Below are 17,553 nucleotides of genomic sequence, written 5' to 3'. Positions count from 1 at the left end.
TCACTTCCTTTCGTAGATAGTCCGGCCGTTCAGGACGGTCCGCACGCAGACGGGCGCCGGACCGGTCAGGTCGGGCAGCCCTGGCACGCCTGAGCGCGGGTCGGTGGACCAGCGCTGCACCCGCGAGTCACTCCCGGCGACGACGAGCTCGCCGGTCTCCCACACCGCGTACGTCGCGGGCGCGCCGGGCTGGAGAGTGCCGGTCAGGCCGTCGTCCACGCCCGCCGCGCGCCAGCCGCCACGGGTGTGGGCGGTGAAGGCCGCTCGCGGGGAGATGCCGTGGCCATCGGTCTTGTGGTGCACGCCTGCCTTCACCGCGGCCCACGGGTCGATGGCGGTAACCGGGGTGTCCGAGCCGAACGCCAGCACGACACCCGCGGCAGCAAGACGTGAAAAGGGGTTCAGCCCCACACCGCGTTCGCTGCCGAGCCGCTGGACGTACATCCCGGCCGGTCCGCCCCACTCCGCGTCGAAGAGGGGCTGGACGGAGGCGATGACGCCCCACACGGCGAGTTTCTGCGCCTGGTCGGCGGAGACCATCTCGACGTGCTCGAGGCGGTGACGCGCCGAGGCCAGGGCGGGGGTGCCGAGGGCCTTTTCGGCGATCTCGAAACCGTCGATGATCGCGGCCATGGCGGCGTCGCCGATGACGTGGAAGCCCGCCTGCGCACCCATCTCGGTGCACTTGATCAGGTGGTCGGCGATCTGCGAGCCGTCGAGGTAAAGCGCGCCCGTGGTGTCGGCGTCGGCGTAGGGCTCGGTGAGGGCGGCCGTGCGGGAGCCGATCGCGCCGTCGACGAAGTGGTCGCCGGCGAGACCGCGCACGGGGACGTCGGGCAGCTCGTGGGCGCCCCAGTAGGCCACCACCTCGGGGCCCTCGTCGCAGGCGAGCAGTTCGCGCAGGTCGTCCTCACCGGAGATGTCCGGGCCGGCGCACTCGTGCACGCTCGCGATGCCCATCGACGCGGCGTGGCGGAGGAACGCGCGTTGTGCGGCCTGGCGCTGTTCAGACGTGATGGCGGCCTTGGCCGCACCGCGCACGAGGTGGTGCGCGGCGCGCGAGAGAGGGCCGTCGTTGTCGTAACCGTCGGCCGCTTTGGCTTCCCCGGTGATCAGGTTCGACGAGACGAGGGCCGAGTGCACGTCGATGCGCGACAGGTACACCGTCTTGCCCCGTGCGGCCTCGTCGATCTCCGCACGCGTCGGCGGCCGGTTCTCCTGCCACCGCGTCTCGTCCCACCCGTGACCCCACACGAGGGGGCCTTCTGCTTGGCGCACCTGCTCAAGGAGCTCGTCCACGGAGGACGTCTTCGTCAGGTCGAGGCCGGTCAGGAGCAGCCCGGCACTCGTGGCGTGCACGTGCGCATCGACGAACGCGGGCGCGACAAAGGCGCCGTTGAGCTCGATGACCTCCGCGCCGGGGTGCAGCGCGCGGCCGACCGAGTCCTGTCCGATCCACACGACGATGCCGTCCGTGACGGCCATGGCCGTCGCATCCGGTGCGTAGATGCGTCCGCCGACCAAAAGTTGCGTACTCACGTCACGCAGTCTGCCGTTGCTCGAACAGCGCCCGCACACCCGCCTGCGTCCGGACCAGGTCCAACGCGAACTGGGCGTGACCAGGCACATACCCGTTGCCGACCAGCATCTCCACGTCGGCGGCCAGCCCCTCGGCGCCGAGTGCGGCAGCGCTGAACGACGTGGCCATGGAGAAGAAGATCACGGTCCCGCCGTCCGCGGTCGCGAGGATGGCGCCGTGCTCGCACCCCGGCACGTCCACACACACGACCGTGACATCGACCTGCTTGCCGACGGCTTCGGCCACCGCGACGGGGTTGCGGGCGTCCGCGATCACGACCTCGTCCGCGAGCCCGGACTTCCGGACCTCCTCGGCTTCGTTCTCAGTCGGAACGAGAGCAACGAGGCGTTGTGCACCTGCCTGACGTGCAGCCGCGAGAGAGAGCGACCCGGACTTGCCGCCACCGCCGAGGACCAGCACTGATCCGCCGGGATGCTTCCTGACGACACGGTCCGTCAGCGCCGGTGCGCCACACACGTCGAGAACGGACAGCGCCAACTCGTTGGACATGTCGTCGGGCAACACAGCCGCGATGGACCGCCCGAACAGCACCGCCGTCCCCCGGCACGGCACCTGCTCGTCCTCACCGCTCCAGTCCTGCAGCCCGTCGTTGATCCGCAGCGGCGTCAGCGTGAGGCTGACCAGCGTCGCGATCCGGTCGCCGGCCTTGAGCCCGAGCGGCGACTCCGGCCCCACCTCCAGCACGGTGCCGAGCAGCATGCCGCCCGAGCCGGTGACCGGGTTCTGCATCTTGCCGCGCTCGTCGACGATGTCCAGCACGGCCTGCCGGACCTTGACCCCGCTGCCGTGCTCTTCCCTGAGCTGCCGGAACGACGCCGCGTCCAGGTTGAGCCGCTCGACCGCGACGATCACCTCGTCGGCGGCGGGGACGGGTTCCGCGTCCAGCCGCCACGCCTGCTGGGGCAGGACGCCCTGGGGCTCTAGGACGCGGTGCAGTCCGTACGCGCTCACCTGAAAATCCTTCGGTCGACGACGTCGTCTCGACAATATCTTCATGTGAAGCGTCTGGATACCGCAAGCATCACTTGACAATCCGGGTCACGTCATGCGGAACCAGCGGCAGTCGTAGGGCGCGAGGTCCACCTTGGCGCCACTCTTGGCCGGCTTCACCTCGCCGCCGGTCAGCAGGTCCGTCAGCACCCCTTCTGCCGGGACCCGCACGCTGATCTCCTGGTCCGCGAAGTTGTGCACGGCGATCACCGTGCCACCGTCGCAGTCGGCGCGGTGGGCGAACACGGCCGGGTCGCCGGCGTCGAGCACCTGGACGGAGCCCCACGCCAGTTCCGGGCACTTCCGGTAGCGCTCGACCAGGAGCCGCATCCACGCCAGCAGCGACTCGGGGTCATAGAGCTGCTCCCTCGCCGACTCCCAGTCCATCGGCACGCGCACCGCCAGCCTGCCCTCCAGCGACAGGTCCTCCACCAGCCCGACCTCCTCGCCGTAGAACAGCACCGGCGTGCCCGGCAGCGTGAACAGCAGGCTGTAGACCATGCGGATGCGGCGCTGGTCGCCGTCGAGCATGCCGGGCAGCCGCCGGCGCAGGCCTCGGCCGTAGAGCTGCATCTCCGGGTCCGGGCCGAAGGCGTCGAAGACCTCCTGGCGTTCGTCCTCCGGCAGCTTGTCCAGGGTCAGTTCATCGTGGTTGCGCACGAACGTCGCCCAGTGGCCGTCGCGGGGCGGCTGCGGGCGTTCCTGCAGGGCTTTGGCCAGCGGGCCGCTCGACCGCCGTGCCAACGCCAGGTACATCGCCTGCATGCCGATGAAGTCGAAGCACATCGTCAGCTCGTCGCCCACGCCCTGGCCGTAGTAGGCCATCGTGTCCTTGTACGGCAGGTTCACCTCGCCCAGCAGCACGCTCTCGCCGTTGCGGCGGTTGAGGAACGCCCGCAGGTCGGTGAGGTAGTCATGGGGGTCGGGCAGCGACACCGTGTCCATGCGGTCGGTGTGCTCCAGCAGGAACGGGACCGCGTCCACGCGGAAGCCGGTCAGCCCCAGCTCCATCCAGAAACCCATGATCCGCGCGATCTCGTCGCGCACCTCGGGGTTGGACACGTTGAGGTCGGGCTGGTGCTTGTAGAAGCGGTGCAGGTAGTACTTGCCGACCTCCTCCGAGTACTCCCAGAGGCTCTTCTCCTTGTCGGGGAAGGTGATCCCCTTCGGCCCGTCCTGTGGCGGCTCGTCGGCCCACACGTACCAGTCGCGCTTCTCCGGGTCGTGGAACCACGGGTGCTGGTCGGAGGTGTGGTTGACGACGAGGTCGGCGATGACGCGCATGCCGCGGTCGCGGGCCGCGCGCACGAACTCCACGAAGTCGCCCAGCGAGCCCAGGCGCGGGTCGACGGAGTAGAAGTCGGTGATGTCGTAGCCGTCGTCGCGTTCAGGAGTCGGGTAGAACGGCATCAGCCACACGCACGTGACGCCGAGGGTGTGGAGGTGGTCGATTCGTTCGGTGCAGCCGCGGAAGCCGTTGTCGGAGAACGTTTCCACGTCGAGGCAGTAGACAACGGCGTTCTTCCACCAGACGTCGGACGTGCGGATCACCTGGTCACCTCCGGTAAGACGTGCTCGCCGAACGCGTCGACGAACGGCATCAGGTCCTGGCCCACGTGGTGCAGGTAGATCTCCTCGAAGCCCATCGAGGCGTACTGGTGCAGCTGCTCGGCGTGCCACTTCAGGTCCGCGGACACGTCGACGACCTCGGCGACCTGCTCCGGCGTGACGTGTTCGGCGACCACGTCGAAGTGCTCGGGCAGTTCGAGGTCCCAGCACACGGGCGGGCGGAACACGTTGGTGCGCCACTGTTCGTGCGCTATCGCCAGCGCGGTGTCCTCGTCGGAGGCCCAGCTCAGGTGCACCTGCAGGTGGAGCTTGCCGCGGCCACCGGCGTCGCGGTAGGCGTCCGCCACCTCGCGCAGCTTGGCCGGCGGCGCGTTCACGGTGATCAGCCCGTCGGCCCACTCGGCACACCACCGTGCGGTCGCCGGGCTCACCGCGGCGCCGATCAGCTGGGGCGCCTCGTCCGGCAACGTCCACAGCCGGGCGCGGTCGACCGTGACCAGGCCGTCGTGGCTGACCTCGTCGCCGGAGAGCAGCGCGCGGATCACGTCGATGCACTCGCGCAGCCTGGCCGTGCGGACGTCCTTGCGCGGCCAGCCGTCGCCGGTGATGTGCTCGTTGCTGGCCTCACCGGTGCCGAGCGCGGCCCAGAACCGGCCGGGGTACATCGCGGCGAGCGTGCCGATCGCCTGGGCGGTGATCGCCGGGTGGTAGCGCTGGCCGGGGGCCGTGACCACGCCGAACGGGAGGGTCGTGGCCTGCAGGGCCGCGCCCAGCCACGACCAGGCGAACCCGGAGTGGCCCTGGCGCGAACTCCACGGTGAGAAGTGGTCGGAACTCATCGCCGCGCCGAACCCGGCCTCCTCCGCCCTGCGCACGGCGGCGAGCAGTCCGACGGGGTGTATCTGCTCGTGTGACGCGTGGATGCCGTAGACCGTCATGCGACTTCAGGTACCCCGTGAACAGTTCGAGAAAGCGTTGAACCGATCCGAACCGGCATCCGTGTGGACTGCAGCACCCTCGAAGCGGAGGAGGAACGGCGATGTTCAACGAGACTCGCGTGGGCACGGCCACCGTCGTTGAGTTCATTCGGCCGGACGGCTCGATCGAGCCGATGAACGTCGACTTCCAATACCGCTCAGACGATCCGCACGCCGTGACCATGCGTTTTCACGCACGGGACCAGGAGTCGACCTGGCTGGTCGGGCGGGAGTTGCTCTCGGACGGGCTGCTGTCGCCCGCCGGCATGGGAGACGTGCGGCTGCGGCCGGAACACGGGGACGTGCTCGTGCTGGAGCTCTTCACCGAGGACTCGCACGCGGTGTTCCACCTGTCGGCAGACGAACTGCGCCGGTTCCTGGACTCCACCTACGCCGCGGTGCCTGCCGGGCGCGAGGTCCTCGACTTCGAGCTGCTGCTGAAGGACCTGCTCACGTAACAGCTAGAGGCGCAACCCGAGGACGAGTTTCTCCGCGGAGTCGACCACGCGGAAGCCGATGTGCTCCCAGAAGCCGATCGCGTGCGTGTTGTGGTGCCGCACGTGCACATGCACGCCCTTCTCCAGCTGTTCGAGCACAGTTCGAACGAGCGCGCCGCCGAACCCCTTGCCCTTCGCGCGCGGCAGCAGGTTCGCGTGCATGTGCGCCGGATAGTCCCTGGCCAGCATCAGGTCGACGCGCGGCGGAGTGTGGATGTGCTGAACGACCCGGTTCGCATCCAGCGTCAAGGGATAGCGAATTCGCAGGTCAGGCCACCAGTCACGGTCACATCGATCTTCAAAGGCCTCGCTGTCTGACGCGGCGATGACGTAGCCGCAGACCCCGAGGTCGTCCTCCACGACGAACGCCAGGTCCGGCTCAAACGCGACGTACGGGCCGACGTGGGCGTGACCGAGCAAGCGCGGGTCGTCGAACAGATGGCGCGCGCCGAGGCCACCGTTGCCGGTGTCGAGACAGATGTCGTACAGCGCGTCCAGGTCAGAAGGCCGGTACGCGCGGATCACCGCAGCTCGCGCCGCTCAGTGATGACCACCGGGTCCGCGTCGACGTCGACCACTTCGCCCTCGACGACCTGACCCGCCCCGAAGCGCCGTTCGTGCTCGAACTTCAGCGCCGCCGCCTCCGCCTTGCGCGCGATCCTGCGGCTCACGAGCCTGCGAGTCGGCGGGAACAGCAGGAACAACGCCGCCACGTCGCTGATGAAGCCCGGCACCATGATCAACGCACCGGCCGCCGCGATCAGCACGCCGTCGGCCATCTCCTGGTGCGGCTGCCGGCGCTTCCACACGGCCTCGGAGAACGCGGCCATCGTCTGCGCACCCTGCCTGCGCACGAGCGACAGGCCGACGAGGGTGCCGACCAGGAGCAACGCGATCATCCACAGCCCGCCGATGGCATTGCCAACGGCGATCATGACCGCGATCTCGGCGAACATCGCCAGCAGCAGCAGCGCGAAGACAGGCATGCCTGGACAACGCACGAGAGCGCCCAAATGCTCCCGACCTGCCCTCCACCAGGCCTTGATCTGAAATATTTACGGCACGCTAGCGATATGACAGGATATCTTTACGCGACCTCAACCCTGAGGAGTACGGATGACTGCGCTGCACGACGCCCCCACGGCGCTGGAGCGGCTGGACCGCCAGCCGTACACCTACGTCCGCCGGGAGCTGGTCGAACCCGACTGGCGACGCTTCCCCGGCTGGGCCCACGTGACCGAGGCGCAGTGGCGTGACGCCCAGTGGCAGCGGGTGAACTGCGTCAAGAACGTGAAGCAGCTCCGCAAGGTCGCCGGCGACCTGCTGACCGACAGGTTCTACGACGACCTGGCCGCGGACCAGGAAAAGTTCGCGACGATGTCGATGCTGATCCCGCCGCAGATGGTCAACACGATGGCGGTCGACGCGGCACTGACCCCGGACGAGTTCACCGAGGCCTTCCTCGCCGACCCGGTACGCCGCTACATGCTGCCGGTGAAGTCCGACCGCGACCCGCGCTGGCCGTCGCACCCGCACTCCCAGCGCGACTCGCTGCACGAGGCCGAGATGTGGGTCGTCGAGGGGTTGACCCACCGCTACCCCACCAAGGTCCTCGCCGAGATGGTGTCGACCTGCCCGCAGTACTGCGGCCACTGCACCCGCATGGACCTGGTCGGCAACTCCACGCCGTTGATCGACAAGCACAAGCTCTCCCTGAAGCCTGTCGACCGCCAGGACCAGATGATCGAGTACCTGAAGAAGACCCCCGGAGTGCGCGACGTCGTCGTCTCCGGCGGTGACGTGGCGAACGTGCCGTGGCCGCAGCTGGAGTCGTTTCTCATGCGGCTGCTGGACATCGAGACCGTCCGGGACATCCGCCTGGCCACCAAGGCTTTGGCCGGTCTGCCGCAGCACTGGATCCAGCCCCGTGTCGTCGAGGGCTTGGAGCGCGTTGCCCGCACGGCTTCGCGCCGTGGCGTGAATCTGGCCATCCACACGCACGTGAACCACGCGCAGTCAGTGACACCTCTCGTCGCCGAAGCCGCACGGACCGCCCTTGAGGTCGGTGTGCGGGACGTGCGCAACCAGGGTGTGCTGATGAAGGGCGTCAACGCGACGTCGGACGACCTGCTCGACCTTTGCTTTGCGCTGCAAGGGGAAGCGAACATCCTCCCCTACTACTTCTACATGTGCGACATGATCCCCAACGCCGAGCACTGGCGGGTGTCGGTGTGGGAGGCGCAGGAACTGCAGCACGCGATCATGGGCTACCTGCCTGGATATGCGACGCCTCGGATTGTGTGCGACGTGCCGTACGTCGGGAAGCGGTGGGTGCACCAGCTCGCCGAATACGACCGTGAGCTGGGCATTTCCTACTGGACCAAGAACTACCGCACCGGGATCGAGCTGGAGGACCCGGAGGCGCTGGACCGCCGTTACCCGTACTACGACCCGATCTCCACGCTCGGCGAAGCCGGCCAGAAGTGGTGGTCCGACCAGACCTGACAGGTCACGATGGGGCCGTTCTCGGAGCAACCTCCGAAGGCGGCCCCATCGGCATGTTTTACCTGGTCAGACCCCATAGAACCTCGTTAAGTCTCGACGCCAAGGGGCCCAGAAGGGCCCAGAAAGTCCAAAGTGGATCAAACTTTGCGTCCTCAGTGGACGCACCATGTCAAGCATTGGCACAGCGTCGGGTCGACACTCGCCTTTACGACCAGACTCGACCATCCCCTCTGCTGCGGCCCGATCTCCACCTTCGACGAGACCAGTCAGGCGTCAACGACGATTGCTACCGTCCACGTCGCAACTGCAGAAAAATCGCACCGCCGAACGACACGGAGAGTCCAGTGGCACCATATTCATGATAAAAAGTTCGTCGACGAGCAGCACCAATTTAGTGCAGGATCTAGCGCTTGCGCTTTCGACAACTACATCAGTAAGTTCGGCGCGATAGGCATCAACGAGGTCGCGCCGAGTTGGTCAAGGTCGTCCGGGCGGGGCGACGGGTTCAGCAACAACAAGAAGGCCGAGTCTTCCGCACTACCGCTGGAGAACCGGCGAATTCATGAGGACGTGGAGACCCCTCTATAGAGCCGCAGCAATAGAGGCCCAAACAGGTCACGGTTGAGCAGGACCTGCATCGCACTCTTCTTAGCAGCACGGACACGAGGTTGCCGCCGCAACCACGCACGACAACCAGATCGCGTCGAACGCAAAGCCAACCAGCTTAGCTGGGGTCGCGATCATCCTCGGAGACTTTCGTCAGTTCAATAATTCGGTGATGGCCAACCGTCGCGAATACTGCGCGAGCAGACCGCCTGCGTATACGACGACTTGCGCTGCGCTCCGCCACGTCAAACTTCCATTTAGCAGGCGACGTACGAGGCATCAAGCACGAACGATGCCGCGCCAGAAGGCAGATGAACAGCCTAACCATGAGGAGTCGCGCGAGACCGGGTTCAGAACTCCACGCGCGGCCGCTCGCTAATGTCACGGTTAAGCAGCGCGCGGACATCCGCTTCTGGAAGGCCGGATCTCCAGATGAACTCGGCAAACGAGACCCCGGTTGTTTCCATCACCTCGATGGCGCGTTGCAGGAGGACTGGAGCCTCGGGGGCGCCCAGAGGACCAGGTTCCACCTTCCGCCATCCTCGCACCGACAAGGCTTTCCACGCTTGCGCGTAGACGTGGTCGCTCATGACACCGAGCGTCTTCGCCCTGACCAGGAGAGCGGCCAGCGAGACGTGCCACTTGGCCTTCAGGCGAAGCAGCGTCGGCCAGTCGAGACGAGCGGGGAGCTCGTGCGCTATGTCTTCGGCCGGCATGAGGAACGCCGCTGCGAACTCGTTGGCCTGCGACTCGGTCGCCTTGTCGGCTACCGGGCCGTCCGCACCATGAAGAACGAGATGACCCAACTCGTGAGCCGCGTCGAACCGCGAACGGTCACGAAGACCCTTGTCCGCCCCGAGCGCCACCACCGGCCGATCCGGGAAGTCGACGCAGAACGCATCGACCTTCTCAATGCTGACGCGGAATCGGGCGACGACAACGCCGTTCTGCTCCAGCAACCTCACTACATCTGCAACAGGACCCCGCGGCACGTTCCAGTAGCTGCGCACCCGCGCCGCGGCCTGCACGACATCGGCACTGCTGAGCGGCTGATCTTCCGTCGCGGGGAACCTCGGCACGTTGAGCTCGGGCAACCGGACGTACTTCTCGAGTTCGAGCGTCAGTTCCCGCGCGAGATGAACGTGGGCCAGCGCTTGCTGACGGTCCTTGGGGGCGGTGGATCTGAGACTACGGAAGTACCCGTTGATCTCTTCCTGCGCCGGAGGGCGAGCCGGAGCCGCGAAAAAGGCCAGGGGCACCCGTAGCGCGACCGCGAGCCGGTGCATTGTCGACGATGCGGGTTTTGTGTGCCCGTTCTCGAACTGGCTGATCGAGGCCGCGGTGACGGAACCAGCCTCCTTGGCCAGCTGCACTTGACTCAGCCCCCGGAGTTCACGTGCGAGCCGCAGCCGTGCCCTGTCGAACAGGGCCGCGATGTCGCCGGAGTCCAGCTGCCAGTCGCTCACATTTCGTCTCCGCGTCAGTGCGCCCGCATAGGCGGACGTTTCAGATCTTGATCACTCCGCTCGCATCTTAGGCACACCTTGGCTACTGACGAGTCGGTCTGTGGCCGACACGCCAGATGAAGTGTGCCACATGTACTGAACGAACACGTGTGTATGCTACCTACTTCAGGGAAGATCATGTGCGAAACTGAGGTGGACATCCCCCGCCTGGCCTAGAACGGAGCCGAGGTTGAAGGTTCAGGAGTGCGTGCTGTCGGACGACGTGATCGGTGCCGACTCGGCCGAGAACGCCTTGTGGGATGCCATCGTGACGCCAATGAGCGTCAAGGAGCGGCTCCGCAACCAGACCCTGCTGTCGCTGCTGGTCCGCCCTGAGCTGCCGTTCACCGTTACGGCCTTGCACGGGCTGTGCACGCTGTACGGCCTACCCGGCACCGGCAAGACGACCCTCGCGCGAGGACTTCCCGCGCAGGTCGCCCAGTACGTTCCCGGACGCAGGGTCCGAAGGATCGAGATCAACCCTCACGGGCTGATGAGTGCCGAGCACGGGCAGTCGCAGCAACGGGTCAGCGAGCTCCTCGGCGAATACGTGCCCGGCCTCGCCGCGGACGGCATGGCGACGGTGGTGATCCTGGACGAAGTCGAGTCGATGGCGGTTGCCCGATCTGCGGCCTCGCTGTCAGCCAACCCGGCCGACGTCCACCGCGCCACCGACGCCGTACTCACCGCCCTGGACCACAACGCCACGGCGCACCCACACCTGTTCTTCGTCGCGACCAGCAACTTCACCTCGGCGCTCGACGACGCGTTCCTCTCACGTTCCGACGCGGCGATCCTCGTACCTCTGCCCGAGCCGGAGGCGTTGCGGGAGATCTTCGCCGGAACGCTGCTCGCCCTCGTGGACATCTACCCGGGCCTCGGGGAACTGGCGACCTCCCCCGCGATCGGCCGCATCGCCGAAACCGCTCGCGGGCTGGACGGCCGACGCGCTCGCAAAGCGGTTTTCGAGGCCATGGCCCAACGGCTGGACACCGTCCTCGACCCCGAGAGCCTCACCGAACACGACCTGTCACTCGCGGTCCGCAACGCGGTCGCGGAAATCGACCAGCAGGAGGTGACCAGTGCGCCGGACTAGGGAGATCGCGGCAGCTCCGGTACGTAGCGCCAGTGCCACCTGGACCGTGATCACGGACCTCGTGGCGGACACAGTGGCGCAATCCGCGGGGCTGTCCCGCGAGGAAGCAGCTCAAGCCATGGCAGCGGCCGAGCCGGTCGGCCGAATGTTGGTCGCGGGAGGGCATCTGCGGCGGCACCCGGTCACATTGGTCGCCGGCAAGGTGCACTGCGAGATCACGACGGTGTCGGGCACGGCGGCATTGACCTTGGAGGAGAACCTCAACCCCGTGCCCGGTGCGGCTGACGCCGACAGCTTCATGATCTATCTGCCTTCGCCAGTCCCGCTGCAGGAGCAGGTGAAGGCCGCAGCCGACGCCCACGCCCGGTTGTCCGACGAAACTGCGCCGGCTGCTGAGGCCAAGTCGGCGAGTGCCGGTCCTCTGATCGATCGCGAAGCCCTGCGACGGGCGGTGCAGCAGCGATGACGTCAACCCACACCTACAGCTACACCCGTACGCACACCGCGACCCACCTGACCGACGTCATTCTCGGCACGATTTCAGGCATCCTCGCGGACCTCGGGATCAACACCGCCAGCTTGACGCGCGACTGGGTGATCACCGAGAACGCCATCAAGGCGTGGATCATCGAGGAGTCCCTCGGCTCCGTCGTGGTCGAGTGCCACCAGCCCTCGGGCATCGTGGCACCGATGATCGAGTTCCCGGTCTCCTACCACGCTTCCGGGGACGGCGACGCCGCGTTCACCGCCTCCCAGGCACGCCTGGCCCGGTTCCTGGCCAAGCTCGACCGCGTGCCGGCAGGCACCACCTTCCAGCTCTTCTGCACCTTCAAGAAGCCCCGCACACCGCAACCGGGCTGGGGCACCGGACAGCTCGCCGGAACCCAGGGTCTGCGCAGCATCGCCTTCGGCACCCTCGGCTCGGCGCCACACGCCTCCGCCGGCATGCGCTACCTCTACAACTGAAATCGGGACACGGACATGGGTTACGTCGACGACGCCTTCGTCAACCTGAAGCACAACCTCGAGATCACCACGACCGAGCAGATACAGGCGGCGTCACGCCACGTGGCCATTCGCGACTTCGTCAGGTCGCACTGGGACCTCGCCGACGACTTCCTGACCGGCAGCTACCGGCGCGACACCAAGACGAAGAAGCTTAAGGATGTCGACATCTTCGTCGTCCTGGACGCAGACGGCGCACAGGCCGGGTATCGAAACCAAAGCCCCAACCAGGTCATCGACGCCCTGGAAAGGCTCCTCCAGGAGAAGTGGGGCGCCGCCGAGCAGGACGGGATGGCTGTCGTGATCCCCTACGGGTCCGACGACGAGGTCATGTCGGTCGATGTGGTCCCCGCCTTCAAGCGCGAGGACGGTGGCTACTTCATTCCCGACCCCTCCGCCGGGAGCTGGATCGCGACCAACCCCAAGGTTCACCACGAGCTCAGCATCGCGAAGAACTCCGACTGCGACGGCAAGTACGTGCCGTTCGTGAAGATGATCAAGGGTATCAACCGCGAGCTCGGTGAGCCGGTGTCGCCCTCGTTCCTGCTCGAGGTCATGGCCATGTCCCTGGTGAAGACGCCGTTCGGCCGGTATCAGGACGAGATCGTGCTCTTCCTGGCCACCGCCGCGGAGCGCATCCACGACGAGTGGCAGGATCCGGCCGAACTGGGCGGCGACGTCAACGGCGTCATGACCATCAGCGAGAAGATCGCCGCGGCGTCCTCGCTCGACGGAGCCCGCGCCATCGCCGAACGAGCGGTGGATCTGGAGGACGACGGCGAGGAACGCGCCGCCTACGACGAGTGGAAGAAGCTGTTCGGGAACAGGATGACCAGGCCGTGAACCTCGCCACCAACCCCGAGGGTTTCCGAGGCGTGCCGCCCCGCGCGATCCACGAGCGTCAGCTCGACGACGACATGGTGCTCGTGCAACGAGCGGCGGCGGCAAGCCACGTTGTAGGACAACGCCTGGAAGCCATGCGGGTCAACGCTCCGATCATCATCGCCCTCGGCGGCGTCCTGGTCACCCTGATCGGCCACGGCCGGGCGATCATGTCCGTGATCGGCGTGGCCTCGTTCCTCTTGTCCGTGTTGTGGCTCAAAAGCAAAGCCGCGCGCACGGCCAAGGAGGGTGCGACTCTCCAGGAGATGTTCGACACCGCCCTGTTCGACCTGCCGTGGCGGTCCACTGTGGCTGGTGACCGCATCCCCGAGCAGGACGTTCGTCTGCTGGCGCGCAAACTCCCGGTTGGTGGTGAGAAGGATGGCCGCATCACCGGCGGCTGGTACGACCCCACCACCGGGGTCCACCATCCCTACGACATCTTCATTTCCCAGGAACAGAACCTCGCCTGGGACGCGAGACTACGTCGGCGCTACAGCCGTTTCGTGGCCTGGGGGGCGGCCGCGTGGACCGTCCTCGGTGTGGTCATCTGTCTGATCGTCCCGAACGTCACCCTCTTGGACACGCTGCTCAGCTTCTTCGTTCCCTCGCTCGCCGCGTTTCAGATCGCGTACGAGATCTGGTCCGGACAGCGCAAGGTCGCAGACGAACGCGAACACCTGGGAAAGCTCGTCCTCGCCGAACTGCGCAACGCGCGCCCCGGCCTCATCCCCGAGGACGAGTGGCATCGCCTGCGCGGCGTGGCCCGCGACGTGCAGGACGGCGTGTTCCGCACACGCCTCGAACCCACCCGAGTGCCCGAGTGGTTCTACAAGCGCTTCCGCGATGACGACGAGCGGGACTTCGGCGACACAGCCGAAGGCCACCGTGCCCGACTCGCTGAACACACGACTCCACCTACGTAGTACGTAGAACTGGCGCCCCCTAGCGACACACACGTCCGACCGCCCCACCGGTCGCCAGTCCGAGGTTGTGTGCCCGCAAGGTGCATCCAACACCCGTCCCACCGGAGCCAAGGATCTCGTCGGGTCGGATGGACTGATCTCTGGTTGGGCCTGCACCGAGGTCATGCAGTTGGGTGGTTTCCGTTACCGGACGGCGGAAACCGCTCACGACACGCCCAGAATTGGCGCGCACGGGAGAGGTAGCAGGCGTAGCGTTGCCTCCGCTGTTCGGGGCAGCATCGTCGATACCGCATCAGGGAGAACACATAGATGCAGCTGCTGTCTGCCCGCGTCGCCACCTTCAAGAGCGCCACGGACTCAACCGAGTTCACGCTGAACAGCGACGTCACCGCTCTTGTCGGTAAGAACGAGTCCGGAAAGACCGCCGTGCTCGAGGCCTTGTACCGCCTCAACCCGTTGTCGAGCGGACACATCACCACGTTCGAGGACCTACGGGACTACCCTCGGCGCTACCGGTCGCGCGACAAAGACAAGATCTCCACGGCTCAGCCCATCAGGATGACTTTCCAGCTCGACGCGGACGATGTCACGGCGGTCACCGAGGTTCTTGGGCCTGAAGCGCTGACTAGTGAGCGGATCACCTTGTACCGCAAGTACAACGACTCCAAGCTGTACCGCATCGCCTTCTTCGATGAACTGGCGGCGGCACGCCATCTAGTCGCCAAAGCGGGCCTCGATCCCAGTCCCTACGCGGCGGCGACCACCGTCACGGAACTTGTTGACGCTCTCCGCGCGGACACCGCTGCCGAGGCAGCCGTGACCGTGGCTGACAACCTCGGCGGCCGAACGCTCGAGGAGGAGGCTTGGGGCCTGCTCGAAGCACGAATGCCCCAGTTCCAGTACTTCGACGAGTACAACGTGCTGCCGGGAACCGTCTCGATCGACCGGCTGCAGCAAGTTCCCGAGCGCGACCTGCGTCCCGAGGAACGCACTGCGCTCTCGCTCCTGCGTCTCGCCGGGGTGGACACCGCCGAGTTCACTGAAGAGTCCTACGAGAGCCGCAAGGCCGCCCTCGAGGCCGCAGCCAACGAGCTCACCGACCAGCTGCTCGAGTACTGGACCCAGAACCCGGACCTGACCGTCGAGCTCGACATCGAGTTCAGGCCAAACCCGCAGAACCCACCGCACCGCGAGCCATGGCTGCACGTCCGGATCAAGAACCAGCGGCATCGGGTGACCCTGCCGGTCGAGGGGCGGTCGAAGGGCTTCCTGTGGTTCTTCTCGTTCCTCGCGGCCTTCTCCGAGTTCGGCTCGGGCACTGCCCGCAGGATCATCCTGCTCGACGAGCCGGGACTGAATCTCCACGCGAAGGCTCAGGACGACCTGCTGCGCTACATCGAAGACCGGCTGGCGCCCCACCACCAGGTCATCTACACCACCCATTCCTTGTTCATGATCCAAAAGAACAAGCTCGACCGGTGCCGCACCGTCGAGGATGTCGGCGATGAGGGCACCAAGGTGAGCGACAACGTGTGGGCTGCCCGTGCCGACACGGTCTTCCCCTTGCTCGGCGCCATCGGTGTCGACATGACGCAGACGCTCGTGATCAGCCCGCACCAACTGCTCGTCGAGGGCCCATCGGACGTCGTGTACCTGACCGTGATGAGCGAGGTCGTCCGGCAAGCCGGAGGCACACCCCTCGACCCGCAGTGGACGATCACACCCGTCGGCGGGCTCGACAAGGTGCCGGCATTCGTGTCCCTGCTGGGCGGCAGTGACCTGAACGTGGCCGTGCTGATGGACGTCGCGGCCAACGGCAACCAGCGCATCGCCCAACTGGCGTCCAAGGGCCTCATCGACACGAAGCGGCTGGTCCACCTGACCGAGGTGACCGGCACCGGCGAAGCCGACATCGAGGACCTCTTCGAGGTCGACTGGTACCTAAAGCTGCTGAAGGAGTCCGGGGTGGGCACCTTCACGCCGTCCCAGCTCAGCGGTGGCGGCCGAATCGTTAAGCAGGTGGAGGCCGTACTCGGTCACCGCTACGACCACTACCAACCGGCAAACCACCTCATGCGCTCGCCCGGCACGCTTCCCGACGAGGTCGACGAGCCCTCCCGTCTGCGCTTCCAGGCGCTGTTCGTCCGGCTCAACGGGCTTCTGTAGTGGCCTGCATAACCGCGCACGAGACGTGAACCCACCGCGTACACCGATCAGCACCACCTTGTCCCCGGCACCAGCAGACCTGCGCGCAGGTAATCCGACGCAAAGAGGTAGGCGACGGCGCCCACGTGTCCGGTGGTCAACCCAGGTTCAGCGCGCACCGGATCCAACCCAGGGAGCCGGGCGTAACCGAAGTGGAAGGCGGTGCGGCCGACCAACGGCAGCACCGCCCAACGCACGTCATCGAGCTGGCCTCTGCCGCGACAAGTGCCTGTGCCACAACTGTTTGGACGCCCGCGATGTGCGCTCTGACTGCCGACGCCGGGGTGCGCCCGCTCGCCGCGTAGAGCTCCCGCACCAACCGCCGCAACACCAGTAGCTCGAGCACGACGGACGACGCCGGGTGAAGCGACTCGTCTGCCGGGTTGGAGCCCTTCAACGACGGATTGCTGAACGACCCGCACGACAGCAATCAACCGCACCGGGATCGAGCTCGAGGACCCGGAGGCGTTGGACCGCCGTTACCCGTACTACGACCCGATCTCCACCCTCGGCGAGGCTGGCCAGAAGTGGTGGACCGACCAGACCTGACGGGACACGATGGGGCCGTTTTCGGAGCAACTCCCAAAGACGGCCCCATCGGCATGTTTTTGCCTGTTCAGACCCGTCGTGGCCGTTAGGCCTCGACGAGAAAGGGCCCAGGAGGGGGCCCTAGTGTCCACAGTAGACAGAGCATTCCCTCCATAGTGGACGATGCTTGTCAGCTATTGGTCCAGCATCGCGGCGCCGCTCACTCCCCAGCGGCAGGCGGTCTCTCATCTTCCGAAGTCGCCGCCGCGCTGGCCGCTGGCGGCCTGGGAACGCCCGGTCATCGGGGTCACCACAGCCAGCTTCCGGCGCGGGCGGATGGTGGACGCGCCGCGCCCGGTCGTCGTCCGCCCGGCCGCGGCGATGCAGGCCCTGCTCACCGCCCGCGCCCTTCACCGCCGGGCACACGGTTCCGCGCCGGCAGACAGATCGTCCACATTGGCCTGTACCGGTCTGCGAAACCGCTGATGCTCGATGTGCCACGGTTGCGACAGTTGCCGGTGCTGCCGGTGGACTTCTCCCACAGCGCCGAGCTGATCGACCGCGGCAGGGAGCGCGCGGAGCACTGTCTGGACCGGCTCGGGCCTGGCGGGGCCATGCGGTGCCGGAATTGATGCGCACCGCCGCACACATCACGGCCAGGC

17 protein-coding genes are annotated in these 17,553 nt (G+C 66.7%); 9 read left to right on the top strand and 8 right to left on the bottom strand.

Going from position 1 to position 17,553, the window contains the following annotated elements:
- The 4 genes from FXN61_RS07590 to FXN61_RS07575 form a co-directional block, all read right to left on the bottom strand.
- Nucleotides 1-1,548 carry an amidohydrolase gene (locus FXN61_RS07590; RefSeq protein ID WP_188134801.1) on the bottom strand — a complete coding sequence of 516 codons (1,548 nt, stop codon included), beginning with the start codon at nt 1,546-1,548 and terminating at the stop codon, nt 1-3.
- On the bottom strand, nt 1,541-2,551 hold the full coding sequence (kdd, locus tag FXN61_RS07585) for an L-erythro-3,5-diaminohexanoate dehydrogenase (protein ID WP_167971581.1): 1,011 nt from the start codon (nt 2,549-2,551) through the stop codon (nt 1,541-1,543). The genes FXN61_RS07590 and kdd overlap by 8 nt, the downstream gene beginning before the upstream one ends.
- A gap of 87 nt (nt 2,552-2,638) precedes the next feature.
- Complete coding sequence (locus FXN61_RS55145; RefSeq protein ID WP_167971579.1) at nt 2,639-4,141, bottom strand: alpha-amylase family protein; 1,503 nt, start codon at nt 4,139-4,141, stop codon at nt 2,639-2,641.
- Nucleotides 4,138-5,097, bottom strand: a complete 960-nt coding sequence (locus FXN61_RS07575) for a TIGR03885 family FMN-dependent LLM class oxidoreductase (RefSeq protein ID WP_167971577.1) — start codon at nt 5,095-5,097, stop codon at nt 4,138-4,140. Before FXN61_RS07575 ends, FXN61_RS55145 begins: the two co-directional genes overlap by 4 nt.
- Nucleotides 5,098-5,198: 101 nt before the next feature.
- Here FXN61_RS07575 and FXN61_RS07570 point away from each other — a divergent pair, with 101 nt between their 5' ends.
- Nucleotides 5,199-5,594 (top strand): SsgA family sporulation/cell division regulator, encoded by a 396-nt coding sequence (locus tag FXN61_RS07570; RefSeq protein WP_167971575.1) that lies wholly within the window; start codon nt 5,199-5,201, stop codon nt 5,592-5,594.
- 3 nt (nt 5,595-5,597) lie between these two features.
- On the opposite strand, the gene FXN61_RS55140 is transcribed toward FXN61_RS07570, so the two are convergent.
- On the bottom strand, nt 5,598-6,158 hold the full coding sequence (locus FXN61_RS55140) for a GNAT family N-acetyltransferase (protein WP_167971573.1): 561 nt from the start codon (nt 6,156-6,158) through the stop codon (nt 5,598-5,600).
- Nucleotides 6,155-6,619, bottom strand: coding sequence for an FxsA family protein (locus tag FXN61_RS07560; RefSeq protein ID WP_167971571.1), 465 nt, complete (start codon nt 6,617-6,619; stop codon nt 6,155-6,157). The genes FXN61_RS55140 and FXN61_RS07560 overlap by 4 nt, the downstream gene beginning before the upstream one ends.
- Nucleotides 6,620-6,749: 130 nt before the next feature.
- Between FXN61_RS07560 and FXN61_RS07555 the strand changes: the two genes are divergently transcribed.
- Nucleotides 6,750-8,138, top strand: a complete 1,389-nt coding sequence (locus tag FXN61_RS07555; RefSeq protein WP_167971569.1) for a KamA family radical SAM protein — start codon at nt 6,750-6,752, stop codon at nt 8,136-8,138.
- A gap of 956 nt (nt 8,139-9,094) precedes the next feature.
- Here FXN61_RS07555 and FXN61_RS07550 read toward each other — a convergent pair.
- Nucleotides 9,095-10,210, bottom strand: a complete 1,116-nt coding sequence (locus tag FXN61_RS07550) for a helix-turn-helix domain-containing protein (protein ID WP_167971566.1) — start codon at nt 10,208-10,210, stop codon at nt 9,095-9,097.
- A 229-nt stretch (nt 10,211-10,439) separates the two neighbouring features.
- On the opposite strand from FXN61_RS07550, the gene FXN61_RS07545 reads away from it, so the two are divergent.
- The 6 genes from FXN61_RS07545 (at nt 10,440) to FXN61_RS07520 (ending at nt 16,324) form a co-directional block, all read left to right on the top strand.
- On the top strand, nt 10,440-11,345 hold the full coding sequence (locus FXN61_RS07545; RefSeq protein ID WP_167971564.1) for an AAA family ATPase: 906 nt from the start codon (nt 10,440-10,442) through the stop codon (nt 11,343-11,345).
- 46 nt (nt 11,346-11,391) lie between these two features.
- Nucleotides 11,392-11,811: a CBASS system Cap8 protein gene (locus FXN61_RS07540; protein ID WP_223165336.1), complete on the top strand. Its 420-nt coding sequence runs from the start codon at nt 11,392-11,394 to the stop codon at nt 11,809-11,811.
- Entirely contained in the window at nt 11,808-12,311 is a 504-nt protein-coding gene (locus tag FXN61_RS07535; RefSeq protein WP_167971559.1) for a hypothetical protein, read from the top strand. Before FXN61_RS07540 ends, FXN61_RS07535 begins: the two co-directional genes overlap by 4 nt.
- Before the next feature lie 15 nt (nt 12,312-12,326).
- Entirely contained in the window at nt 12,327-13,193 is an 867-nt protein-coding gene (locus FXN61_RS07530; protein WP_167971557.1) for a CBASS oligonucleotide cyclase, read from the top strand.
- Complete coding sequence (locus FXN61_RS07525) at nt 13,190-14,158, top strand: S-4TM family putative pore-forming effector (RefSeq protein WP_167971555.1); 969 nt, start codon at nt 13,190-13,192, stop codon at nt 14,156-14,158. The genes FXN61_RS07530 and FXN61_RS07525 overlap by 4 nt, the downstream gene beginning before the upstream one ends.
- 309 nt (nt 14,159-14,467) lie before the next feature.
- A complete protein-coding gene (locus FXN61_RS07520; protein WP_167971553.1) occupies nt 14,468-16,324 on the top strand; it encodes an AAA family ATPase in 1,857 nt (618 codons plus the stop codon).
- An 812-nt stretch (nt 16,325-17,136) separates the two neighbouring features.
- Here the strand turns inward: FXN61_RS07520 and FXN61_RS07515 are convergent.
- The gene (locus FXN61_RS07515) at nt 17,137-17,289 is read right to left on the bottom strand and encodes a hypothetical protein (protein ID WP_167971551.1); all 153 of its coding nucleotides are present in this window, start codon (nt 17,287-17,289) and stop codon (nt 17,137-17,139) included.
- Nucleotides 17,290-17,376: 87 nt separating this feature from the next.
- Between FXN61_RS07515 and FXN61_RS07510 the strand changes: the two genes are divergently transcribed.
- Complete coding sequence (locus FXN61_RS07510) at nt 17,377-17,523, top strand: hypothetical protein (protein WP_167971548.1); 147 nt, start codon at nt 17,377-17,379, stop codon at nt 17,521-17,523.
- The last annotated feature ends 30 nt before the right edge of the window (nt 17,524-17,553 follow it).

Source organism: Lentzea indica (genome assembly GCF_012184385.1).
Taxonomy (GTDB): Bacteria; Actinomycetota; Actinomycetes; order Mycobacteriales; family Pseudonocardiaceae; genus Lentzea; species Lentzea indica.
Note: the sequence above shows the minus strand (reverse complement) of the source record. Positions and strands in the feature narration are given on the sequence as shown.